24 protein-coding genes are annotated in these 21,150 nt (G+C 65.0%); 9 read left to right on the top strand and 15 right to left on the bottom strand.

Features of this window, described 5'->3' with window-relative positions; translation table 11 throughout:
- The first annotated feature begins 194 nt into the window (after window positions 1-194).
- On the top strand, window positions 195-1,829 hold the full coding sequence (locus ACWW36_RS02685) for a fatty acyl-AMP ligase (RefSeq protein ID WP_456140072.1): 1,635 nt from the start codon (window positions 195-197) through the stop codon (window positions 1,827-1,829).
- Window positions 1,830-1,889: 60 nt separating this feature from the next.
- Here ACWW36_RS02685 and ACWW36_RS02680 read toward each other — a convergent pair whose 3' ends face one another.
- Window positions 1,890-2,603 (bottom strand): DUF4189 domain-containing protein, encoded by a 714-nt coding sequence (locus ACWW36_RS02680; protein ID WP_456140071.1) that lies wholly within the window; start codon window positions 2,601-2,603, stop codon window positions 1,890-1,892.
- Between the two features lie 290 nt (window positions 2,604-2,893).
- On the opposite strand from ACWW36_RS02680, the gene ACWW36_RS02675 reads away from it, so the two are divergent.
- Complete coding sequence (locus tag ACWW36_RS02675; RefSeq protein ID WP_456140070.1) at window positions 2,894-3,163, top strand: DUF4190 domain-containing protein; 270 nt, start codon at window positions 2,894-2,896, stop codon at window positions 3,161-3,163.
- Between the two features lie 194 nt (window positions 3,164-3,357).
- Window positions 3,358-3,867, top strand: coding sequence for a hypothetical protein (locus ACWW36_RS02670; protein ID WP_456140069.1), 510 nt, complete (start codon window positions 3,358-3,360; stop codon window positions 3,865-3,867).
- Window positions 3,868-3,952: 85 nt separating this feature from the next.
- Here the strand turns inward: ACWW36_RS02670 and ACWW36_RS02665 are convergent, their stop codons facing one another.
- Together ACWW36_RS02665 and ACWW36_RS02660 are read right to left on the bottom strand one after the other, a co-directional pair.
- Window positions 3,953-4,396, bottom strand: a complete 444-nt coding sequence (locus tag ACWW36_RS02665; protein ID WP_456140068.1) for a hypothetical protein — start codon at window positions 4,394-4,396, stop codon at window positions 3,953-3,955.
- 103 nt (window positions 4,397-4,499) lie between these two features.
- Window positions 4,500-5,948 (bottom strand): lipase maturation factor family protein, encoded by a 1,449-nt coding sequence (locus tag ACWW36_RS02660; RefSeq protein WP_456140067.1) that lies wholly within the window; start codon window positions 5,946-5,948, stop codon window positions 4,500-4,502.
- A gap of 92 nt (window positions 5,949-6,040) precedes the next feature.
- Here ACWW36_RS02660 and ACWW36_RS02655 point away from each other — a divergent pair, with 92 nt between their 5' ends.
- Window positions 6,041-7,027 (top strand): ATP-binding cassette domain-containing protein, encoded by a 987-nt coding sequence (locus ACWW36_RS02655; protein ID WP_456140066.1) that lies wholly within the window; start codon window positions 6,041-6,043, stop codon window positions 7,025-7,027.
- Entirely contained in the window at window positions 7,024-7,872 is an 849-nt protein-coding gene (locus ACWW36_RS02650) for an ABC transporter permease (RefSeq protein WP_456140065.1), read from the top strand. The genes ACWW36_RS02655 and ACWW36_RS02650 overlap by 4 nt, the downstream gene beginning before the upstream one ends.
- A gap of 68 nt (window positions 7,873-7,940) precedes the next feature.
- On the opposite strand, the gene ACWW36_RS02645 is transcribed toward ACWW36_RS02650, so the two are convergent.
- Together ACWW36_RS02645 and ACWW36_RS02640 are read right to left on the bottom strand one after the other, a co-directional pair.
- The gene (locus ACWW36_RS02645; RefSeq protein WP_456140064.1) at window positions 7,941-8,513 is read right to left on the bottom strand and encodes a hypothetical protein; all 573 of its coding nucleotides are present in this window, start codon (window positions 8,511-8,513) and stop codon (window positions 7,941-7,943) included.
- A 369-nt stretch (window positions 8,514-8,882) separates the two neighbouring features.
- A complete protein-coding gene (locus tag ACWW36_RS02640; RefSeq protein WP_456140063.1) occupies window positions 8,883-9,368 on the bottom strand; it encodes a DUF5994 family protein in 486 nt (161 codons plus the stop codon).
- 587 nt (window positions 9,369-9,955) lie between these two features.
- On the opposite strand from ACWW36_RS02640, the gene ACWW36_RS02635 reads away from it, so the two are divergent.
- Window positions 9,956-10,099 carry a hypothetical protein gene (locus ACWW36_RS02635; protein ID WP_456140062.1) on the top strand — a complete coding sequence of 48 codons (144 nt, stop codon included), beginning with the start codon at window positions 9,956-9,958 and terminating at the stop codon, window positions 10,097-10,099.
- A gap of 145 nt (window positions 10,100-10,244) precedes the next feature.
- Here the strand turns inward: ACWW36_RS02635 and ACWW36_RS02630 are convergent, their stop codons facing one another.
- The 10 genes from ACWW36_RS02630 to fdxA all read right to left on the bottom strand — a co-directional run bounded on the left by ACWW36_RS02630 (window position 10,245) and on the right by fdxA (window position 18,023).
- Complete coding sequence (locus tag ACWW36_RS02630) at window positions 10,245-10,727, bottom strand: GreA/GreB family elongation factor (RefSeq protein WP_456140061.1); 483 nt, start codon at window positions 10,725-10,727, stop codon at window positions 10,245-10,247.
- Window positions 10,728-10,902: 175 nt separating this feature from the next.
- Window positions 10,903-11,469: a GreA/GreB family elongation factor gene (locus ACWW36_RS02625; RefSeq protein WP_456140060.1), complete on the bottom strand. Its 567-nt coding sequence runs from the start codon at window positions 11,467-11,469 to the stop codon at window positions 10,903-10,905.
- 139 nt (window positions 11,470-11,608) lie between these two features.
- Entirely contained in the window at window positions 11,609-12,874 is a 1,266-nt protein-coding gene (locus tag ACWW36_RS02620; protein ID WP_456142341.1) for an NAD(P)/FAD-dependent oxidoreductase, read from the bottom strand.
- 406 nt (window positions 12,875-13,280) lie between these two features.
- Window positions 13,281-13,940 carry an Rv1733c family protein gene (locus ACWW36_RS02615; RefSeq protein ID WP_456140059.1) on the bottom strand — a complete coding sequence of 220 codons (660 nt, stop codon included), beginning with the start codon at window positions 13,938-13,940 and terminating at the stop codon, window positions 13,281-13,283.
- A gap of 217 nt (window positions 13,941-14,157) precedes the next feature.
- Window positions 14,158-15,687 carry a PucR family transcriptional regulator gene (locus ACWW36_RS02610; protein ID WP_456140058.1) on the bottom strand — a complete coding sequence of 510 codons (1,530 nt, stop codon included), beginning with the start codon at window positions 15,685-15,687 and terminating at the stop codon, window positions 14,158-14,160.
- Between the two features lie 155 nt (window positions 15,688-15,842).
- Window positions 15,843-16,220 carry a cupin domain-containing protein gene (locus ACWW36_RS02605; RefSeq protein ID WP_456140057.1) on the bottom strand — a complete coding sequence of 126 codons (378 nt, stop codon included), beginning with the start codon at window positions 16,218-16,220 and terminating at the stop codon, window positions 15,843-15,845.
- A 17-nt stretch (window positions 16,221-16,237) separates the two neighbouring features.
- A complete protein-coding gene (locus ACWW36_RS02600; protein ID WP_456140056.1) occupies window positions 16,238-16,525 on the bottom strand; it encodes a hypothetical protein in 288 nt (95 codons plus the stop codon).
- Window positions 16,526-16,558: 33 nt separating this feature from the next.
- Entirely contained in the window at window positions 16,559-16,987 is a 429-nt protein-coding gene (locus ACWW36_RS02595; RefSeq protein ID WP_456140055.1) for a hypothetical protein, read from the bottom strand.
- On the bottom strand, window positions 16,984-17,679 hold the full coding sequence (locus ACWW36_RS02590; protein WP_456140054.1) for a helix-turn-helix transcriptional regulator: 696 nt from the start codon (window positions 17,677-17,679) through the stop codon (window positions 16,984-16,986). Before ACWW36_RS02590 ends, ACWW36_RS02595 begins: the two co-directional genes overlap by 4 nt.
- Window positions 17,679-18,023 carry a ferredoxin gene (fdxA, locus tag ACWW36_RS02585; protein WP_456140053.1) on the bottom strand — a complete coding sequence of 115 codons (345 nt, stop codon included), beginning with the start codon at window positions 18,021-18,023 and terminating at the stop codon, window positions 17,679-17,681. Before fdxA ends, ACWW36_RS02590 begins: the two co-directional genes overlap by 1 nt.
- Window positions 18,024-18,070: 47 nt before the next feature.
- On the opposite strand from fdxA, the gene ACWW36_RS02580 reads away from it, so the two are divergent.
- The 3 genes from ACWW36_RS02580 to ACWW36_RS02570 all read left to right on the top strand — a co-directional run bounded on the left by ACWW36_RS02580 (window position 18,071) and on the right by ACWW36_RS02570 (window position 21,144).
- On the top strand, window positions 18,071-18,361 hold the full coding sequence (locus tag ACWW36_RS02580) for a DUF2249 domain-containing protein (RefSeq protein WP_456140052.1): 291 nt from the start codon (window positions 18,071-18,073) through the stop codon (window positions 18,359-18,361).
- A gap of 274 nt (window positions 18,362-18,635) precedes the next feature.
- Entirely contained in the window at window positions 18,636-20,381 is a 1,746-nt protein-coding gene (gene ctaD, locus ACWW36_RS02575) for an aa3-type cytochrome oxidase subunit I (RefSeq protein WP_456140051.1), read from the top strand.
- A gap of 301 nt (window positions 20,382-20,682) precedes the next feature.
- Window positions 20,683-21,144 (top strand): VOC family protein, encoded by a 462-nt coding sequence (locus ACWW36_RS02570; protein WP_456140050.1) that lies wholly within the window; start codon window positions 20,683-20,685, stop codon window positions 21,142-21,144.
- Window positions 21,145-21,150 lie beyond the last annotated feature (6 nt).

Below are 21,150 nucleotides of genomic sequence, written 5' to 3'. Positions count from 1 at the left end.
CAGGCATCGGGCGCGTCTTTTTCTCCCACCGGTAACCCCGGTGGGTGGTTCAACAGATATATAGGACAAGCCGGTGCATCACCGATTCGAGACATAACCGCTCCCCAAATGTGTGCGCGCCTACGCGGAAACGCCTTCTATCAGCGGGAGCATTACACCCGGACGTTTGCGCTCCGGAAACCGAGGAGGTCGTCGTGAGCCGATTCACCGAGAAGATGTACCGCAACGCCCGCACCGTCACGACGGGCATGGTCACCGGTGAACCGTACGAGCCCGTTCGGCACACCTGGGGTGAGGTTCACGAGCGCGCCCGCTGCATCGCGGGCGGTCTGGCCAACGCGGGCATCGGCCACGGCGACGCGGTCGGCGTGCTTGCTGGCTTCCCGGTGGAGATCGCCCCGACCGCGCAGGGCCTGTGGATGCGCGGCGCCAGCCTGACCATGCTGCACCAGCCCACGCCACGCACCGACCTGGCGATGTGGGCCGAGGACACGCTGACCGTCATCGGCATGATCGAAGCCAAGGCCGTCATCGTCTCCGAACCGTTCACGGTTGCCATCCCTGTGCTCGAGGAGAAGGGCATCTCGGTTCTGACCATCGCCGATCTACTGGCGTCGGATCCGATCGACCCGGTCGAGGTCGGCGAGGATGACCTCGCGCTGATGCAGCTGACGTCCGGCTCGACTGGGTCGCCCAAGGCCGTGCAGATCACGCACCGCAACATCTACTCCAACGCCGAGGCGATGTTCATCGGCGCCGAATACGACGTCGACAAGGACGTCATGGTCAGCTGGCTGCCCTGCTTCCACGACATGGGCATGGTCGGCTTCCTGACCATCCCGATGTACTTCGGCGCGGAGCTGGTCAAGGTCACCCCGATGGACTTCCTGCGGGACACGCTGCTGTGGGCCAAGCTCATCGACAAGTACAAGGGCACCATGACGGCGGCGCCGAACTTCGCTTACGCGCTGTTCGCCAAGCGGCTGCGCAAGCAGGCCCAGCCCGGCCAGTTCGACTTGTCCACGCTGCGGTTTGCGCTGTCCGGCGCCGAGCCCGTCGAGCCCGCCGACGTCGAGGATCTGCTGGACGCAGGTAAGCCCTTCGGGCTGAGTCCCGAGGCGATCCTGCCGGCCTACGGCATGGCCGAGACGACGCTGGCCGTGTCGTTCTCCCCATGCGGTGCGGGCCTGGTTGTCGACGAGGTCGACGCCGATCTGCTGGCTGCGCTGCGTCGCGCCGTGCCCGCCACCAAGGGCAACACCCGACGGCTGGCGTCATTGGGACCGCTGCTGAAGGATCTCGAGGCCCGCATCATCGACGAGCACGGCAACATCATGCCGCCGCGCGGGGTGGGCGTCATCGAGCTGCGTGGCGAGTCGCTGACGCCGGGGTACCTCACCATGGGCGGCTTCATCCCGGCCCAAGACGAACACGGCTGGTATGACACCGGCGACCTCGGCTACATGATGGAAAACGGCCACATCATCGTGTGCGGTCGCGTCAAGGACGTGATCATCATGGCCGGCCGCAACATCTACCCGACCGACATCGAGCGGGCCGCGTGCCGCGTCGAGGGCGTTCGTCCCGGCTGCGCCGTCGCGGTGCGGCTGGACGCGGGGCATTCGCGCGAAACGTTCGCCGTCGCTGTGGAATCCAACGCCTGGCAGGATCCGGCCGAGGTGCGCCGCATCGAGCATCAGGTCGCCCACGAAGTGGTGGCCGAGGTCGACGTGCGGCCACGCAACGTCGTCGTGCTGGGTCCGGGCACCATCCCGAAGACACCGTCGGGCAAGCTGCGCCGCTCCAACTCCGTCTCGCTCGTCACCTAGAGCTCGACCCGAAGGCCCGCCACCTCAGTTCGTTTGGTGGCGGGCCGACTCGCGGGTTGCTCAGAAGTACGTCGTCGCCTGCGTTTTGGTGCCGTTGTCACAGGTGATCGTCACGTTCCAGTTCTTGAATCGGGGTATGGCCGGAACGATCCTCAGGTCGTAGGTGGAGTTGGCGGGCAGCGCGAAGCTGCGGTTGTAGTTGTCAGTCACGTAGGTGCATTGCGAGGAGACCCCGCTGCGGTCGGTGATGTGGGCTTCCAAACCACCGACGACAGGATTGAAGCTGACGGTCGGTCCTTGCTTCGGTGGCGGCGGCTGGTTCGGTGGCGGGGGTGCCGCTTGCCCATTCGAGCAGCCGGACACGACAATGTGTGCGCCCTGCTGGTTCTGCAGCTTCTGCCTGGCGTTGTTCTGTGCCACTTGAAGCGACGGATCAGACGCCGCCTCGATCTCGCCGAAGTCGTTCGCCGCGGCTGCGGCACACGCGTTCTTGGCGCTGATCTCGAAAACGCACTGCCCGCCGCCATTGTCGACGCAATTGGACAGTGATGCCTTGCTGGCCTGGTCGGCGTCCGGTCCGATAGACATGCCGCCAATCGTCTTGACGGGAGGGTTGTCGTTGGCGTACCCGACGGACAGGGCGACGTAGGCGTCGGGCGCTGCGTTGGCTGGGGCTGCTGCGCCGAGCAGGCCGGCGACGCTCGCCCCGGCGGTCATGAGCATGACGCCCGCCACGATCCGCGTGTGTCGTCCCAAGGTGTTGTTGCTGGTCACGATGAAGTCCTTTTGTGTTTCGGTGTGGCCCTGTTGGTCCACATTCACTTGATAAGGGCGACCAGCCGCGTGAAAGGGGACAGTATTTGCGGGAAGTGCATCGGCACGGTGGGGCTGAGCGGAACCGACATGGCTTGATTCCCGGTAATGATCTGTGGCACTGCGAATTTCGGTTGACACGAGGCATGTTTTCCCGAGTCCCACGGGGAAAAGTGTCCCCTCGGCAGGGTCGCAGGCTCCTAGTAGCTGAATGCAGTTCGGCAGGGCTGCATCACGTTAAGGAGACCTCAATGATGACCGCACCGAACAGCCGGCCGCCCTATCCATACCCGCCCATCAACACGCTGGCGATCACCACCTTCGTCATCAGCGTGCTCCTCGGGCCGGTCGCAATTCTGTTGATTCCGTTCGGGCACCTTTCACTGCGGCAGATTCGACGAACCGGTGAGCGGGGCGATGAATTGGCCACGGTCGGGCTGGTTTTCGGCTATCTGTGGCTGGCGCTTTTCGTTGTCGCCGCGGTGGTGGCACTGGTCTTGTTTTTCCTCGTCTCACGTTGAGCGCGCGGGGCCTCACCGTTTGGCCACGTTGTGCGACAAAAGGGCGCTGAGCGGCGGTGACGCGCTCAGCCGAAATTCGCTGCAGAAAAACTGTCCGACTTGAGCGCACTGATGGCCCTTACCAGGTGACTGGCGACCCGCCAGCAGCACCGCTGCCGGAGACAGTGACCGGCCCGACACGACGAGGAACACTGATGAATCTCATCTTGACAAGGCTGCCGCTACCAGTGCGATTCATCGCCTTGGCGATCTACGCGGGATTGATTTGTGCCAGTACCGTGGCTGTCATCGCGGCGCGAAACGGCGGAGAAATAGCGGGCGCCCCGGTCGGCCACTTCTGGATCACCACTGTGGTGGTCGGCGTGGTGGTGGGCGCGTCCACGTCGCTGCTGAGCTCGCGGTCGACGCATAGTGCCGATGGTGCCGAACTGGCCAGATATCACAACGCCGTCGCGTCGGGTCAGCCGTCCGGCGACGTCAGCCGCTGGCCCGATTGGATTGGCCGCGACCTCAAGACCAACAGGCGCTCGCTGTTCCCCGTCTTCATCTGGGGTCTGGTGATCGGCGTCCAGGGCATCTTCACTGGGCCGTTGTGGGCCGCTGTCTCCGCGTTCGTACTCGCAGTACTGGGCATCGGGCTCTTCTGGTACACCCGGCGGCAACTGCAAGCGCTGAGCGAAAAGCTCACGGCCGCAGGCAAATAACGCAGTGGTCCGACGAACGCGCGGACCGGTCGTGGCGACGACCGATCCGCGCGTTCTCATGTCCTGCGCTGGCCTGGAATCCACCTCAGGGAATGACCGGAGGCTCAATCTCGGCCCATGGCTGCTCAGCAGGCGTGTACGGCTCGAGCGGCTCATGGTATTCGGGGAATTCCGGAGGCTCAGGCATCCCACTGCCGGTAGTTCCATCCCATGGGCTCATCGACGTCTGCGGAATTTCTCCGGGATTGGGACGAATCGTTGGCCAGGGAGCGGGCGGGTTCGATGGCCGTCCGGCCGAACCGTCCGCGAAACCTGAGTCGTACGAGGATTGCTTCGACGGGTCCAGATAGCACTTGCCGACGCCGCCGAACGAGCCGTCCAAGTAGCCCTCGTTGTAGGGAGTGGTGCACACGTCGTCGGCGTGGGCAGTTCCGACGCTGGCGAACAGCACTGCAGCGGGTGCTGCGATGGCGACCGCGGCGGCCCCCAGTGCCGAAATCATTTTCGCTCTTGTGGATGTGGTCTTCATGCTGTGGTTCCTGTTCTTTGGTCGCGGCCTGGATGGCTGCGCTGTCGGTATGGGCAGCGACCGCGGCCAGACGGGACACTTTCTGGTGCCCGTCTTTCATCGCTCACCGTGGAGAGCGCGACCCCGCCTCGTTGAGTGCGATTGGTGGTAGGTATTCACCGAGCAGGCTCCGGTGCCACCACAGGTGCTCGCGCCTCAACTCTTGCCAGGTGCTGAACCGGTACTGATACAGCTGTGCCCGCACATATTGCGGCGGCGACTCGGGAAATGGATTGTGCCGCAAGAGGTGCAGCGTCGGAGCATCGTTTCGCAACAGCCGCACGACGAACGGGCCGAGCCAATCCATCGCGTAGGCCGGTGACAGCGCGGCGAACCACATCAGCCAGTCCAGCCGCAGATGATAGGGCGCCCACTGGCGCGGTAGCCGGTGCAGATCGCCGGGTTTGCCCTTGAATCCGTATTCCTTCCACACCGTCTCGCCCGTGATGTCGTGCTCGTCGGTGCCTTCGATCACCACCTCGTAGCGGATGCGGCCGACGCTGCCGAAGGCGCCGAAGGTGTTGACGAGGTGGTAGGGGTTGAAAGACGCATTCATGCGCTGATGGCTCGAGATCATGTTGCGCACGGGCCAGTAGCTCAGGACGGCCAGCACCGCCGTGACGGCGATGACCACGGCGGCGAACCACAGCGGCGGGCCGGGCAGTGCGGGCGGGTCAGGGATCGGCAGGACCGCCGCGAACGAGGATTGGTCGATCGCACTGAAGGCCAGGATGATCGTGATCCAGTTCAGCCAGGCGAAGTTGCCTGAGATCACCAGCCACATTTGCGTGACGACGACGATCGCGGCGGCCACGCTCGCCGCCGGCTGCGGGGCGAACAGCGCGAAGGGCACGACCAATTGCGCGAAGTGGTTGCCGGCCACCTCCACCCGGTGCAACGGCTTGGGCAGGTGATGGAAGAACCAGCTCAGCGGCCCCGGCATCGGTTGTGTCTCATGGTGGTAGTACAGGCACGTCAGGTCGCGCCAGCACCGGTCGCCGCGCAATTTGATGAGTCCGGCGCCGAACTCGACGCGGAAGAGCAGCCACCGCATGAGGAACAGCACGAGCAGCGGCGGCGCCGTGTCGTCGTTGCCGAGGAAGATGGCCAGAAAGCCGGCCTCCAAGAGCAAAGACTCCCAACCGAATCCGTACCACCTCTGCCCGACGTTGACGATCGACAGGTAGAGCACCCACAGGACCAGCCATCCGAGCATCGCGGCCCATAGCGGCACCAAATCGATTGCACCGGCAAGGATTGCCGCCGACAGGGCGGCGCCGAACCAGCACACCGCGGCGAAGAACCGGTCGGAGTAGTGGAAGTGAAAGATGCTCGGCGTCCTCCCGAATTTCTGCCGGGCCACGAAGCGCGGGATGGGGAGCATCCCGTGTTCGCCCATCAGCGCACGGAACTGTCGGGCCGCCGCGATGAAGGCGATCAGATAGATCGCCGCGACGCCGCGCTGCAGGACTTGTCTAGCCAGCCAATATTCGGGTGCCGCAAACCATTCCATGACGGCAACTCCTCGGACGATGGCTCGTCATATCGTTCGTTGTACCCCGTGAGCGGGCCATTTAGTCCGCGTTGCCGGAAATCGCTGGCTTGATGTCGGGGGGCGCCGATACGGTCGGTGGCATGCCCACACCCGCCATCGAGGCGATCGACCTCGTGAAGCGCTTCGGCGAGAACACGGCCGTCGACCATGTCAGCTTCGCGGTTCCGCCGGGTACCGTGCTGGGGTTGCTCGGCCCCAACGGCGCGGGCAAGACCACCACGGTGCGGATGATGACCACGCTGACGGAGCCCACCGGCGGCACGGCGCGGGTGGCCGGCTACGACGTCCGCCGTGAGCCCGACAAGGTGCGCCGCAGCATGGGCCTCACCGGCCAGGTGGCCACCGTCGACGAATTGCTCACCGGCCGGGAGAACATCCGGATGATCGGCGGTCTGTACGGCATCCGGCGCAAAGAGCTCGCGAGGCTGGGAGATCAACTGCTGGAACAGTTTTCGATCGCCGATGCCGCCGACCGCGTCGTCAAGTCGTATTCCGGGGGCATGCGCCGCAGGCTCGACCTGGCCGTCAGCCTGCTGGCGTCGCCGCCGGTGCTGTTCCTCGATGAGCCCACGACCGGGCTGGATCCCCGCAGCCGCAGCGACTTGTGGGACGTGCTGCGCGGGCTGGTCGAGCAGGGCACCACGCTGCTGCTGACCACGCAGTATCTGGAGGAAGCCGATCAGCTCGCCGACAACATCGTGGTGATCGACAAGGGCCGCATCATCGCCGAGGGCTCGCCGCTGCAGCTCAAGCAGCAAGCGGGCAACGCCAGCCTGATCGTCACTGTCACCGACGCCGGCGACCTGCCAGCCGCGCAGGCGCTGCTCGCCAAGACCGGTGCCGAAGTGTTCGTCGACGCCGGTGCGCGCCAGCTCACCGCGGCCGCCGACGGGCTGGCCGACATGGTCCGCGTCGCGGGCTGGCTACGCGACAGCGACATCGACGTCGACGACATCGGGCTGTCAAGGCCCAGCCTCGACGACGTGTTTCTCTCGCTGACCGGCCATCGCACCGAAGAGGAAGAGGTACAGGCATGACCGCCGTCGAGACGCCGCCGCGCGTCAAGCTGGAACCTGTGCGAACCCACCGCACCAATATCGCGCAGCAGTCGTGGATCATGGTGAAACGCAACATGATCCACACCAAGCGCATGCCCGAAATGCTGAGCGACGTCACGGTCCAGCCAATCATGTTCGTGCTGCTGTTCGCGTTTGTGTTTGGCGCGTCCATCGCCACTGGCGGCGGCGCGTCGTACCGGGAGTTCCTGCTGCCTGGGATCCAGGCACAGACCATCGTGTTCACCGCCTTCGTGGTGGCGTCGGGGATCACCGCCGACGTGGAGAAGGGCATCATCGACCGATTTCGGTCGCTGCCGATCTCACGGTCGTCGGTGTTGATCGGCCGCAGCGTGGCGAGCCTGCTGCATTCGACGATCGGCGTGGCGGTGATGGCGGTGACGGGGCTGGCCATCGGGTGGCGGATTCGCGGCAGCGTCGCCGCGGCCGTGCTCGCATTCGCGTTGATCCTTCTGTTCGGATTCGCGATGATCTGGTTCGGCATCCTCATCGGCTCGGTGATGCGGTCGGTTGAAGCCGTCAACGGAGTGATGTTCACCGTCTTGTTCCCGATCACGTTCCTGGCCAACACCTTTGCGCCTACCGAGCCGATGCAGCATTGGCTGCGAGTGATGGCGGAGTGGAACCCCGTGTCATCGCTGGCGCAGGCGATGCGCGAGCTGTGGGGCAACGGAGGGCCCGCACCGGCGAGCGCCCAGCTGCCGCTGCATCACCCGGTGCTGGCGACCATTCTGTGGTCACTGGCGCTGACGGCCGTCTTCGCACCGTTCGCGCTGCGCGCCTACGCGCGACGTACCGCAGGCTAGGAGTCGTCACCTAACGCCTAGGCTGTGGCTCCGCGAAGTCCGTCGTGTCTGCTCTGAGACCGTTGAAGTCAGCCGAATTGTTGGCGGTACCGCGTGTGGGCGTCGTCGCGGACAGTCCGTGCGAAGTTAAGGGTTTCACCGCGTAGATATCCGGCCACCCCGAGCGCTGTGGCGGTGAGGCCGGGGACCCAGGCTGCCCATGCGGCCTCGTTATCGGCGAACCCGGCGAGCCACGGGGCCAGGAACAACGCAGACCCGACAACCGCCAGACTGAAGTAATCACGTGTGGGGTCGGCCGCGAGCATTGACCACATCGCGATCACTGCCGTGAAGCCGCCCAACCCGACTGTGACAGCGACAGCGGCCGGGGACGGTTGCACGACCGTGGCTCCCAGCACCACGGCGCCAACCCCAACGACAAGTGCTGCGATGCTGATACAACGGGCGACAGCGCTGGGCTTCGTCTGGCTGCTGGTGTTCTCGTTGATGCCGTATACCGTCGGCGGCCTGCTGCTTAGCCATCCGATCGCGCCGAGCACCATGGCCAGGAATCCGACCACCCACGCCGTCCATGCGGCCGCTGGATCAGGGACGAATCCTGCGCCCAGCCAGGGGAGTAGGAACAGTACGAAACCGGCCACGAACAGCCCCCAAAGACTGGGGGTCTGATTACGCGCCAGCAGTGACAGGACCGCAAAGAGGGCTATGAAGGCCCCGAACGTTAATGTGAGAACTTGCCCAGCTGGTGTTGAAGCGAGCGTGATCGACGCCACGACGGCGCCGATGCCGGCTATCAGTGCGGGCGAGCCGATCCAGTATTTCGGTGTACTCCTCACTAACCCGCTGAGGCTCGATCCTGCATCGGCGCAGCCGGGGGTAGTCAGTTCAGTTGGGGCAGTTGAATTCTGCGTCTGAAGTCTTGGGCTATGCACGGAGGCTCCTATGAATTCTATTGGCTGAATAGGGATTTGAGCGTCGCTGCCGCAGTCGATCTGGCGCGCCTCGAGTGCTCAGGCGTCCTGTATCTCAAGTTGAGACGGTCGGGCTGGCGGCACTGCGCCCCCGTCAGATTCCCATCGCTCAAGCGCGATGGGGGACAGCAGGCGTTCGTCTGCGCGGCGTGTGATTCCGAGTAGCTGGTCGGGTGTGGATGCGTCGTTGACGCTGGTCGCCGTTGTCACCACGTCGTAGGCGTGCGTGGGTTCGGTGTATGGCGGTACCACCAGCAGGTCCAACCTCCCGAATCGCGGTCCGAACACAGATATGACGTTGGGCCACTCTTGATGGGCACTGACGATTACCTGGTTGCCCTGGTGTTTGATGCTCAGTGGTGCTGGGGACCAGTCACTTTCGTGGTAGACAACGCTGTCGATTGAGCCGAAACGTAGCGAGAGTGCTGCCAGCAGTGAGGGAAGTTCGCTGGTCAGTTCCGTTGATCGGGGCCACCAGGCGCCCTGGACAAACCCGCAGGACCGGTGTGCGGGCTTCAACCGCATTCGCAGGGTGCCTATGGCTGGCCGGCGCACGGATAGGTCGTGGATGTTCTCGGTGATTGTTAACATGTGCTGCCTCGTCTTGTTGTGAGATGTGTATTCGCGGCGAGTTATGTTCGGGTGTTGGGGTTGTCGAGTGCGTGGGTTCGCAGTCGTTGCGCTCGATGTCCCCAACAGCCACTGCGTCGGTGAACGAAGGTGGACATCTTCCATAGTGGTATGAATTTGCGTGACTGCCTTGCCGCCGTTCGACAACTGCAGGGCTGGTCTTTGTCGCAGTAGAACAGCGCAAGATCGGCCGGTCAGTCATCTCCGTGCTCGATGTCACGCGGACCATTGGTATCCGGAGATCCGTGCCGAAGGCGCCGTTGCGGCCCACGCCTAGTCAGCGGTCGTCACGCCCGTATGCGACGGCGGCGATGAGCCACAACACAGCGATTATGAGGAACACCGCCCCGATCGGATCGAGGTTAAACATACGGGAACCGCGTCGTTTTGATGCGAGCCGCGCGCGTGCCGGATACGGACGCCAGCTCGGAAGGCTTCGCGGGAGCCGGTGATCGCTTCGCACGACTGAGGTACTTGCTAGTGTGACTGCCGACCTGATCACCGATGCCGAACCTGTCATCACTGCCATCACCGGGCGACGAGGTGAGTTGGGCGCCGGTGCGCAGGTGATCCTCGTGAATGAATTCGTTGATGACGGCACAGAGGGTTCTGTTTTGGGCGAGTAACTCAGTTTCGCGGCCTTCAAGTTCGCGGATTCGGCGGTGGGCCTTGTTGAGTTCGGCGTTCAGCGTGGCGAACGTGGGAGCTGTTGGAGACACGGGACTTCCTCTCAACCGCCTGCGGGCGTTCTCTTTTGATCGGTGTGCGATCTCATTGCGGTGCAGGCTGGTTCAGCGCATCGATGTGAAGGCCGTAGGGCACTGCGTTGAGGAGCGTCACCGCCAGGGGGATGCCATTGGGCAGGGTGTAGGTGCGCCGTTCACCGGCGCGGGCCCCTGCGATGGCGGCGCCCAACGGTGATTCGATGGAGTAGACGGGCATGTCGGCGTATTCAGCGCCGTGTACTCCCAGTAGGAATGTTTCGATGTCCCCGGTGGCGTCGCGGCGGATGGTGACGACCATGCCGGGTTCGGCTATTCCGTCGTTGGGTGGGTCCTCGCCGACGACGGCGTTGATCAGCAGGTCATGAATCTGCTGCATTCGTGTCTCCCATGCGCGTCTGACGGCGGCTGCGTTTTCGTCGGTGTCCTCATCGGCGATTCCGGCGGAGAACAGAAAACGCAGCGTGTCCAGTTCCCGGTGCAGCCGCTCGTGGGCCTGCGGTGAGATCCAGACCCGTGTAGTCGTGGCCATGTCAGTTCCTTTCGTTGCGCGAGTTCTTCAGCACAGTGCCGTATTTGACGACTCGCTTACGTCTCGGTGTGGGCGGTGTTATCGGCGCAACGTTCGCTGCGCCCAATAGGGCGGCGGGCATGCACCGGTGGCCTGGTAGCGGCGGAACGGTGTTGTTCATCGCGCCCAGCTCCCGTTAGGTTGCGGCTGCGGAGCGATGTGCTGTCGTTGTGCGCTTGGCCGCGGGCCGCGCAGCGGCGCTGGTGCGTCGCGGCGGAAGGGTCTGTGCCCGAGCGGATTTCGGCGTGTGCATTCCGTAGGGGACTGCCTTGAGCAGGGTGACGGGTAGGTTGGCTCCGCTGGGGATGGAGTAGATGCGTTGTTCGCCGACGCATGCGCCGGCGATCGCGCTGCCCAGTGGGGACTGCATTGAGTAGACGTCGATGTCGGCGTCTTCGACACCACGCACGCCGAGCAGGAAGGTTTCGACCTCGCCGGTGTCGTCGTAGCGCACGGTCAGCACCATTCCTGGTTCGGCGATGCCGTCATCGGGCGGATCCTCACCGACGACCGCGTTGCCTAACAGCTCCTGAATCTGGTGAATGCGTGCTTGCCGCGCCGAGTGGGCTGCCATGAGGTTGTCGTCGTAGTCCATGAAGTCATCGGGGACTTCGATGCCGCGCCGTGAACGCAGGGCGGCCAGTTCGGTCTTCAGGCGAGTGTGGGCTTCACGTGTCATCCAAAGACGTTCGGTACTAGTCATTGTCGGTTGTGTCCTTTTCGTCGAGGTAGGGGGTTGTCGTCAGGGGCGGGCCGGTGGCGGAAGCGCCGCCCCTGACGACTCGGGCGCCCGTCACGAGGGTGGATCACGGGCGATGTGGACTGCGGGAGGTAGCTGAGCTCTAGCGGCCAGTTCGGCGTAGCGGGTCGAAGTCGCGCAGGGCTTCGGGCAGCTTGCCGGTGGTGATCTGTTCGGCCAGCAGCCGGCCGGTCACCGGGCCGTGCGCCAGTCCCCACATGCCGTGGCCGCCGGCGACGTAGACACCGCGCGACATCTCCCCAATGAGGGGACGGCCGTCGGGGGTGACCGGGCGCGGACCAACCCAGATGTCACTGCGTTCGGCCCACCGCACTCCCTCCAGCAATGAGCTGGCGGAGGCGACGATGGCGCCTATCCGTGCCGGTACCACGGGTTCGTGCGGGTGGCGGAACTCCATGGTTCCCGACACCCGCAGTGCGCCGTTGTAGGGCGTGCACGCCACCCGCACGTCGGGCAGATAGATGGGCCCGGGGATGGGGCGGTCCACCGGCACGGTGAACGAGTAGCCGCGACCGGCCTGCACCGGAACGCGCACCCGCCCGCCCACCAGCCGCGACAGCCATGCGCCGGTGGCGATCACCGCGGTGTCGGCGGTTAACGGCTTACCGCCGCGCGGATACACCGTCACCCCGCTGCCGGAACTGAACACGCTGCGAACTTCCAACGTTCGCAGCGTTGCGCCGCGCTCGGCGACTGCTTGTCCCAGCGCGTGCACGAACCGGCCGGGGTCGACGAAGCGTTGACCGTTGATGCTTAGTGCGGCGATGATCGACGGCGAGGCCAGGGGAACTTGTTCGCGAAGTGCCTCGCCGGTCAATCCGGTGACAGACATTGTCTGCCCGGCGGTTTCGAGAGCGCGGAGCTCGCGCACCATGCGCTCGGCGGCTTCTGTGCTGCGGAACAACGCGGTGATCGGGGCATCGGTCACCGGCGCGTCCACGCCGTTTGCGACGAGCACGTCGAAGGCTTCGATGGCTTCCTCGTTGAGCGGCACGTTGGCGCGAACCGCCCGCTTCCACGACGAACGCCGGCAGTTGGCGACGAACTGCATCAGGAAGACCGCGAGCGCGGAGTCGGCGGCCATCTGGATGTGCAGCGGGGCGGCCGGGTCGAGCAGCGAGCGCAGCCCGTAGCGCAACACGCCCGGCGAGTTCAGCGGAAGGGTCAACGCCGGCGAAATCCAGCCGGCGTTGCCCCACGACGCGCCGGCGGCCACGCCGGTGCGGTCCACCACGGTGACATCGACCCCGCGCTCCTGCAGGAACCACGCCGTCGACAACCCGACGATGCCCGCACCGACCACGATCGCCGACCGGGGCCCGCCATCAATGCGCTCGCCGCCGCCCATCACAAACCTCCACATCTCTCGTTGCTATCTCCATGGTGGCCTGCACCACGCGGGAGCCGTTTGCTGGATTCCGACAAGCAGCCGATGTCAGATTGTGGCGATCCGACAACGCGGCCTCTTGAGCGCGGCGAGAGCCACCACGAGTTGCTCCTCGGTCGCGTCGGCACGCCCGGCAGTACTTTGCTGCGCGCGCCCTGCGCCGAAGTTCGATGTAGAGCTGGTCGGTTAGCGGCCACCAGCCGCCCTGCACAACACCTGCAGAACCGTGCGCGGGCTTCAACTGCAATCGGGATGCGCGATCGTCCATCGGCGAGCTTGGGAGATGTCGAAGGACAACGGTGGTGCGGACATGAGCGGGCTCTTCTGTAGTCGTGAATGTATGGGCTACTTGAGGATTGGCGGCCGTTTAGGGGTGGCTGGGTTTGTGCCCGTCGTTGCCGCCCAAGTTGTCGAGGTCGTATTGCCATCGTGTGAAGCGGATGCGGTCACAAACGGCCCGGGTAACGGTGAACAGGGTCGCTGCGATAGCGGCTGCGGATATCCAGATCACCAGCGCGCCCATGGCTGCTTCGGCGGCGGCGCGGCTGGTGGGGGCTGGTGCAGGGGCCTGCGCTCCGTTGGCGTCGACCCAGATCTCAAGGGTGTCACCAGTTTTGGTGGTTGATTGCGCCTCGACTGTACCCGTGTGTTCGGCGCCGGCCGCAGCCCATCGGGCCGACGCGGTGGTGGTTCCTGTTCGCAAGATCTGTTGGGAGGCAGGGACGTCGGTGACCGTTGCGGCCACGGTGTGGCGGGTGTGGGCCTGCTCGGCGTAAGTACGGCGGCTCGAGTCGTAGACCGCTGTCCCCACGGTGGCGGCGATCGGGGCGGCAATCAGCGACACCGCGACAGTCAGCACCAAGACCAGTGCTTCGATGCGATCGATGGTGCGCACCAGTGGATCGCGGCCGGCCAGCCGCAGCAACACCGGCCACCGGGGCAGGCGCACGGTGAAGGTGTCCATCGCGGCTTCCTCGGCACTGCGGTGGGCCGTCCCGCGTTGATCGTGGGGACCGTGAGATTTCATCGACATCCCCGCTCGGCGAGTCGGCGTCGTCCGGTGGTGCCCCGATTCCTACCGGCGTGATCGGCAGCGGTGGCGTCGAGTCGCTTCCTGGCGACCATCACCCACCTCCACGGCTCGACCATCGGTTATCTCCATGGTGGTGTGGAGGGCTGCCGCAGGGTTTACCCCAGTCAGACAACGTCGCTGCGGCGCTTTGTCGTGTTTCGACAGCGCATGGTCAGTCGGTGTCGGTGGCCGCGAGTTCGATCATCATGGCCAACCGCTTTTTCGCGTCGTCCAGTTGCAGATTGGTGATCTCGGCCATCTTGCGCAGCCGGTAGCGCACGGTGTTCTCGTGCACCCCCAGACGGTTGCCCGCTTCGGTCGGGTCGCCCTGGGCCTCCAGCCAGGCCCGCAGCGTCACCACGTATTCGGTGGCGTTGGCCGCGTCGTGGCGACGCAGCTCGGCCACCGGTCCCCGGTTGGGGGATCGTCCTGAGCGCGCGGCTGTGCGCAGCCGCTGTAGCAGGATGTCGTCCCAGGACTCGTCGTAGGCCGGCGGCGTGCCGCCGGGGGGCCATATCTCGTGCAGCGCCAGACACTCGTCGGCCTCGTGGCGGGCCGCGACAAGGTCGGCCACCTCGGCGGGCCCGCTGATGCCGGCCAATACGGTCATCCGCTCGGGAAGTGCTGCCTGCAGACCGGTAATCCACTTGCGCGCCGTCGCCGATTGGTCGCCGGGCAGCAGGGTGTAGACGGTGTTGCCGGCCAGCGCGCTGCGCCCGGGCCGTGACCAGCCGAACCCGGTGGTGGCGCGTTCGAACGCCAACAGCAGCGCGGCGTCCCGTTCGGCGCCGATGAACGCCTGCACCGCGATCACCCGTAACACGTTGTGGGGCAGGCCGAGTCGGCTGGCCGCGGTGGCAGCATCGGCGGTGCCCTCCAGCAACCGGATCACCAGCTCGGATTCGACCTGGCGCTCCAGATCCGCGCTGGCACGCGAGCGCAACAGGTGCAGGGCCACCGTGCGGGCACCGTCGGCCAACGCGGTGAGCGCGGCCCCCTTCAACGGCCCCCGACACTCCACCCACACCGATCCCATCAGCTCACGTCCCGACCGCACCGCCACCACCATCCGCCCGGTCATCCCGTGATCCGGGTCGCCGGTGACGAACAGCGGTTCGTCGGAAGCCGCCAGATGGGTGTACACGCCGCGGGCGTCGAAGAATGCGCGCAACTGCTCGGGTGCCTGTCGCTCGACGATGGTCGCCACCCGCGCTGGGTCGGCGTCTTGCTGGCGCCGGGAATAGGCCAGCACGCGGGAGAGCCGGTCCTCGATGATGACCGCGCCGCCGGTGGCGTCCGCCAAACTGTCGGCGAGGGCGAACAGATCCGTTGGGCCACGCCCGGATTCGGTTTCGCGGCCCTCCAAGACCAGTCCGTAGATGACCGCGGCGAGCTCGCTCCAGGTCATCGCCGGGTCGACCACCATCACCGCGATCCCCTCCGCGGCGCCGGAGAATGCGGTGTCGTCATCGTCGCCTTCGCGGATCAGCACGACAACCGCCCGCGCTGAGGCGGCCCAGCGCACCGCCTCTTTCACCGAGCGCGCACCGACGCCCAGCAGCACGTCGCCGACGACGGTGCGATCCTCGAGGCGCTCATGCATGACGACGCTGCGCAACTCGGTCGACCGGGGTATCGGGCAAAACCGCAACCGGACGCCGTAGCTTCCCAGCACGTTCACCAGGCGGTCTAACGTGACCACGAGCCGCTCCCCAGGCCGAACCGATCACCCAGCGTAACCAGCGGCTCACCGAGCGGTCGGTGAATCACAGCTCCGTCGAATCGGTGTGATCGCCGGCATCGTCGTTGTCGGTCATGAAGCCGTTCACGATGGCAGCCTCCGAGTGGCTGTTCGACTCATAGCCCAGGCAGATCGTCGTCATAGGCCCTTTCGCGGTAGCGCTGAACCGATTTGGCGACGGTGAGCAGGACGACGCAGTCGTCGACGGCGTGCAGGCCGTGGCGGGTGGAGGGGATGGTGAGGTGGTCGCCGGGGCGGCCGTCCCAGCTGGTGTCGGGACTGGTCAGCCGAACCCGCCCGTGCAACACCTGCAGTGTGGCCTCGCCAGGACTTTCGTGGTCGTCGAGGCTGGTGCCCGCGGTCAGGGCAATCAGGGTTTGTCGCAATGTGTGTTGGTGCCCGCCGTACACGGTGTGCGCGCTGCGGCCGCTGTGGGCGTCATGCGCGGCGGCCAGATGCTGTCGGGCGAGTGCGGTCAGTGAAACCTTGTCCATGGGAGCCGTTCCGGTTGTCAGTGACCCGATGGCGGTGTCAATTGGTGGTGAAGGTCGGCGACGTAGCCGTCGTAGGCGGCGGCGACCGTGTCGAGGTCGACCTGCTCGGGCAGGTCCTCGGCGCTTTGACGGGCGATCAGGTAGGCCGCGGTCGCCTCGACGACACGCTGCTCGTCGTCGGCGATCTGCACCACCACCGCAGGGTCGGCGTGCACGCGCACGACGACGGTGTCTTCGTTCTGCCGAAACCGGAGGAGATAGTCGTGATCGCCGAGCGCCTCGAGGGCCGGCTGATGAACGGTCATGGTGTTCTCCTTCGTGGGTGAGTTGCGGGATCGTCATCCCGCCAGGAGGGCGGCGCCAAGGCCGACCAAGGCGGCGACCTTGAGCGCCTCCAACCCGATGTAGGCGTGGTGTGCGCGCGAGCGGGGTGCGTCGTGGCCGGCGAGCACACGCGCTGAGCGACGGTTGAGCCTCGGCCGCACCCATAGGAGTTGGACGCCGAGCAGTACAGCTGTCACCGCCGCGAGTACGAGCACCGCACCGGATGCTCCGGTGACGATCAGGCATACCGCGATGACCACGGCCCAGACGATTTCGGCGATGTTGAGGGCCCGGAACACGATGCGTCCGATGGCCAGGCCCACCCGCAGCTCGAGGCCTTCGGCGCGAAACTTTAGCGGTGCTTCCAGGAAGGAGATCGCAAACACCATGCCCAGCCAGACCAGCGCGGCCGCAGCAGCCACCCGAATCGCGAGCTCGGTCATAACGATTCCCGATCACGAGTTGATGCGCGGGCGAGGTGGGCCACGCACAAGTCGGGTTCGACGAACGGGTCGAGACGATCCACGGTGACCGGTGCCCGCATCGCGCTCAGTGCACCCTGCATCAGGCCCAGGTGCACAGAGCAGATCACCTCGCCGTGTTGTTCGGCCAGGTTCTGAAAGGGGCAGTGCCGCAACCGGATCTCACGCGCGCGTCGGCCGTCGGCGGGTTCGGGCTCAAAACCCAACTCCGCCAACAACTCCACTAATTCGGTGACCGCGCGGGTTTTCGACGGCGCGCGGTGCTGCGCGGACGATGGCACCAGCGCCGGGCTCGTAGAACGGCCCAACTGCAACCCGATGCCGGCGGCATCGGGTTCCCGGGCCACATAGCCGGTCAGAATGCTGGCCAGGAGCCGATAGTTCGTCGGCCCTGTCGGGTCCATCCTGCGGCTGGCGCGAAACAGGATCGGGGGCCGGCCGCGACCGGCGGAGTCACCGAGGACTTGTTCGACGCGGCCCGCGCGCAGCAGCGCGTCGATGTGAAATCGAACGGTGTTCGGGTGCACGCCGAGCTCATCGGCAACGCTGGCGATGCTGCGCGGCTCGGCCGAGGCGCGCAGCAACTGCAGAATGACGTCTCGGCGGCCCGGGGGACCCATCCCCGGTGCGGAAGATGTTGCGTCGGTGGGCATCAGTCGCCCTGCGGCGGCAGTGCCGCCACCATCGGGGTGTCGGCATCGACGGCGCCGAGTTTCGCGGCTCCTCCCGGTGATCCCAGCGGATCGGTCTGCCCGGGCAGGGTGTCGGTGAAGAACTTGACGTTTTCATCGATATAGGGCTGCAACGGTTCGGGCACGTCGTCTTCGTAGTAGATCGCCTCAACCGGGCATACCGGCTCGCACGCGCCGCAGTCGACACACTCGTCAGGGTGGATGTAAAGCATCCGTGCGCCCTCATAGATGCAGTCCACCGGGCACTCATCCACGCAGGCGCGGTCCTTGATGTCCACGCACGGCGCTCCGATCACGTATGTCATGCCCACGACATTACTCCAATTATCACTTGTAGGAATAGGATGTGCCCATGACCCTCTACGACGATGCGGATGCAGCGGCCGACACCGACGAGCTCGACGTGCGGCAGATACCCAAATCTCAACGGCACCCGATGATTTTCGCCCGCTTCGACGCACTGGCTGCCGGCGAGTCGTTCGTACTCGTCAACAGTCACGACCCAATACACCTGCGCGAGGAGTTCGCCCGCGACCGCCCCGGTGCGTATGCCTGGCGCTATCTGGAGGGCAGCCAATCCGACAGACTGTGGCGGATCCGGATCGTCCGAATCACCGAACCCGACCTCGCCGGCCTGCTCTGACGCCACGTCATCGACGTCGGAGAAACCCTGTCACAACGTGTCGACGGAGTGTTCGCGTTCGAACGGCTTTGACGCGCCGATTGTTAACGCGTCGATGGGTGGGGCAGTGCGCTAGGCGGCAGCGGTCTCTCATGCCGCGGGGGGCTGGTGCCTGCGCCGCTTACCCCAATCCTATTTAACGGGCTATAGTCCGTTAAATAGGATCTTGGCAATGGGAAGTGGTGGTGCACATGGCGCACGAGATGGCCCATCCCCGCGCCGATCTGGGTACACCGTGAGCGCCGTCGTCGAACTGGCACCGACCCGGCCGTTCCCGCCGCGGCGGGGCGTCAAGGGGTCGTTCGTGTACCGCGTGCTCACGACCACCGACCCCAAACTGCTGGGCATCATGTACACGGTCACCTCTGTCGGCTTCTTCATGGCCGGCGGGTTGATGGCGCTGCTGATGCGCTCTGAGCTGGGCGCGCCGGGGTTGCAGTTCTTGTCCAATGAGCAGTACAACCAGCTGTTCACCATGCACGGCACGATCATGCTGTTGCTGTATGCCACCCCGATCGTGTTCGGTTTCGCCAATTGCATTCTGCCGCTTCAGATCGGCGCGCCAGACGTGGCGTTCCCGCGGCTCAATGCGCTCAGTTATTGGCTGTATCTGTTCGGCGCGCTGGTCACCGTCGGCGGGTTCCTCACCCCGGGGGGCGCGGCCGACTTCGGGTGGACCGCCTACACGCCGCTCAGCGACGCGCTGCATTCGCCGGGCGCGGGCGCCGATCTGTGGATTATGGGGCTGGCCATCGCCGGTCTGGGCACCATCCTGGGCGCGGTCAACATGATCACCACCGTGGTCTGCATGCGTGCGCCGGGGATGACGATGTTTCGGATGCCGATCTTCACCTGGAACATCCTGGTCACCAGCGTCATGATGCTGATCGCGTTCCCGCTCCTGACGGCCGCGCTGCTGGGGTTGGCGTTCGACCGGCACTTGGGCGGTCACATCTATGACCCGGCCAACGGCGGAGTGATCCTGTGGCAGCACCTGTTCTGGTTCTTCGGTCATCCCGAGGTCTACATCGTCGCGATCCCGTTCTTCGGCATCATCACCGAGATCGTTCCGGTGTTCAGCCGCAAACCTGTCTTCGGTTACACCACCATGGTGTACGCGACCGTGAGCATCGCCGCGCTGTCGACCGCGGTGTGGGCCCACCACATGTTCGCAACCGGCGCCGTCCTGCTGCCGTTCTTCTCGTTCATGTCCTATCTGATCGCGATCCCGACCGGGATCAAGTTCTTCAACTGGATCGGCACAATGTGGCACGGCCAGTTGACATTTGAGACACCGATGCTGTTCTCGGTGGGCTTCATGATCACGTTCCTGCTCGGCGGTCTGTCGGGTGTCATGCTGGCCAGCCCGCCGATCGACTTCCACGTCACCGACACCTATTTCCTGGTCGCGCACTTCCATTACGTGCTGTTCGGCACGATCGTGTTCGCCACTTATGCCGGCATCTACTTCTGGTTCCCGAAGATGACCGGCCGGCTGCTCGACGAGCGGCTGGGCAAGCTGCACTTCTGGCTGACGTTGATCGGCTTCCACACCACCTTTTTGGTGCAGCACTGGCTGGGCAACGAAGGCATGCCGCGCCGCTACGCCGACTACCTGCCTGCCGACGGGTTCACCACTTTGAACATCGTGTCGACGATCGGGGCGTTCACCCTGGGGGCGTCCATGCTGCCGTTCGTGTGGAACATCTTTAAGAGTTACCGCTACGGCGAGGTCGTCGTCGTTGATGACCCGTGGGGTTACGGCAACTCCCTGGAGTGGGTCACGACCTGTCCACCGCCACGGCACAACTTCACCGAATTGCCCCGGATCCGTTCGGAGCGACCCGCTTTCGAACTGCACTACCCACACATGGGCGACCGGATGCGCGCCGAAGCCCACGTCGGCCGCCACGGACACTCCAACGTGGCCGCAGGAAGCGCAACGCCGGCCGCACCCAAGAACAACCCCTCCGGCGGATGAGCACGGCGAGCAAGTGCCGATCGGAGACTCATTTGACGAAGGCCCTGCCCCCGCGCCGCGACAGCCGGTGACGGGCTCGGGGGCACCCACCTAAGCGAAAAGTGATCGAAAGACACAACCGTCATATGCGTCATCGGTGTCGTGTCGAATTGCCGCTGTCCGCAGTGAATTAACCGCTCGTCGTGTTCGTCGCTGGTGGACCTAAGGTCGTGGTTGTCGCGTCAACTCAGTTGTTCCGACTCAAAGCGTGCAGTGCTATTATAGAGGAGTAAAATACTCTAAATGGATTGAGGTGGAGTCCATGACACAGGCGACTGAACCAGCCCACATCGGTGGCGTCACAACGACGGTCGCCTCGACAGTCATACGGGTAGCCGACTTGGATCGATCGGTGAGCTTCTATCGCGATGTGTTCTGCTGCCGGGTCGCCCTGCGCGAACCCGACACAGCGCTGCTGTTGACCCCGGACGGGTTTCAGATCTACCTGCACTCGGCGGGCCCGTCTCGGCGGCCGCGGCTGGCCCCCATCGGTATCGAATACCTGATGTGGGCCACCGATAGCCAAGCTGAGTTGGAGCGGGTGACCAGCCGTCTGCGAGCCCACGATCCGGCTACCTATACATATACCGAGAACGGGTTGACGTTCGTGGAGGGCTGCGACCCCGACCACGGCAGGGTCATCGTCGCCTATCCCAGCCCGAGCCGGCTTCCGCGAGAGCTGATCGCGTCGCGGCTGCGCGGGGTGGTACCTGTTGCGACGTGAGCAAGC

It is taken from the genome of Mycobacterium sp. MMS18-G62 (assembly GCF_053877835.1).
This window is presented reverse-complemented; position numbering and strand designations above follow the sequence as displayed.

Excerpts from the sequence above, each read along its gene's own strand:
- ACWW36_RS02665 (WP_456140068.1), bottom strand. The coding sequence starts at position 4,396 with ATGAAGACCACATCCACAAGAGCGAAAATGATTTCGGCACTGGGGGCC.
- ACWW36_RS02580 (WP_456140052.1), top strand. The coding sequence starts at position 18,071 with ATGACCCTCTACGACGATGCGGATGCAGCGGCCGACACCGACGAGCTC.
- ACWW36_RS02630 (WP_456140061.1), bottom strand. The coding sequence starts at position 10,727 with ATGGCCACGACTACACGGGTCTGGATCTCACCGCAGGCCCACGAGCGG.
- ACWW36_RS02595 (WP_456140055.1), bottom strand. The coding sequence starts at position 16,987 with ATGACCGAGCTCGCGATTCGGGTGGCTGCTGCGGCCGCGCTGGTCTGG.
- ACWW36_RS02605 (WP_456140057.1), bottom strand. The coding sequence starts at position 16,220 with ATGGACAAGGTTTCACTGACCGCACTCGCCCGACAGCATCTGGCCGCC.
- ACWW36_RS02590 (WP_456140054.1), bottom strand. The coding sequence starts at position 17,679 with ATGCCCACCGACGCAACATCTTCCGCACCGGGGATGGGTCCCCCGGGC.
- ACWW36_RS02675 (WP_456140070.1), top strand. The coding sequence starts at position 2,894 with ATGATGACCGCACCGAACAGCCGGCCGCCCTATCCATACCCGCCCATC.
- ACWW36_RS02650 (WP_456140065.1), top strand. The coding sequence starts at position 7,024 with ATGACCGCCGTCGAGACGCCGCCGCGCGTCAAGCTGGAACCTGTGCGA.
- ACWW36_RS02640 (WP_456140063.1), bottom strand. The coding sequence starts at position 9,368 with ATGCGGTTGAAGCCCGCACACCGGTCCTGCGGGTTTGTCCAGGGCGCC.
- ACWW36_RS02670 (WP_456140069.1), top strand. The coding sequence starts at position 3,358 with ATGAATCTCATCTTGACAAGGCTGCCGCTACCAGTGCGATTCATCGCC.
- ACWW36_RS02655 (WP_456140066.1), top strand. The coding sequence starts at position 6,041 with ATGTCGGGGGGCGCCGATACGGTCGGTGGCATGCCCACACCCGCCATC.
- ACWW36_RS02625 (WP_456140060.1), bottom strand. The coding sequence starts at position 11,469 with ATGACTAGTACCGAACGTCTTTGGATGACACGTGAAGCCCACACTCGC.
- ACWW36_RS02600 (WP_456140056.1), bottom strand. The coding sequence starts at position 16,525 with ATGACCGTTCATCAGCCGGCCCTCGAGGCGCTCGGCGATCACGACTAT.
- ACWW36_RS02615 (WP_456140059.1), bottom strand. The coding sequence starts at position 13,940 with ATGAAATCTCACGGTCCCCACGATCAACGCGGGACGGCCCACCGCAGT.
- ACWW36_RS02570 (WP_456140050.1), top strand. The coding sequence starts at position 20,683 with ATGACACAGGCGACTGAACCAGCCCACATCGGTGGCGTCACAACGACG.
- ACWW36_RS02620 (WP_456142341.1), bottom strand. The coding sequence starts at position 12,874 with ATGGGCGGCGGCGAGCGCATTGATGGCGGGCCCCGGTCGGCGATCGTG.
- ACWW36_RS02660 (WP_456140067.1), bottom strand. The coding sequence starts at position 5,948 with ATGGAATGGTTTGCGGCACCCGAATATTGGCTGGCTAGACAAGTCCTG.
- fdxA (WP_456140053.1), bottom strand. The coding sequence starts at position 18,023 with ATGACATACGTGATCGGAGCGCCGTGCGTGGACATCAAGGACCGCGCC.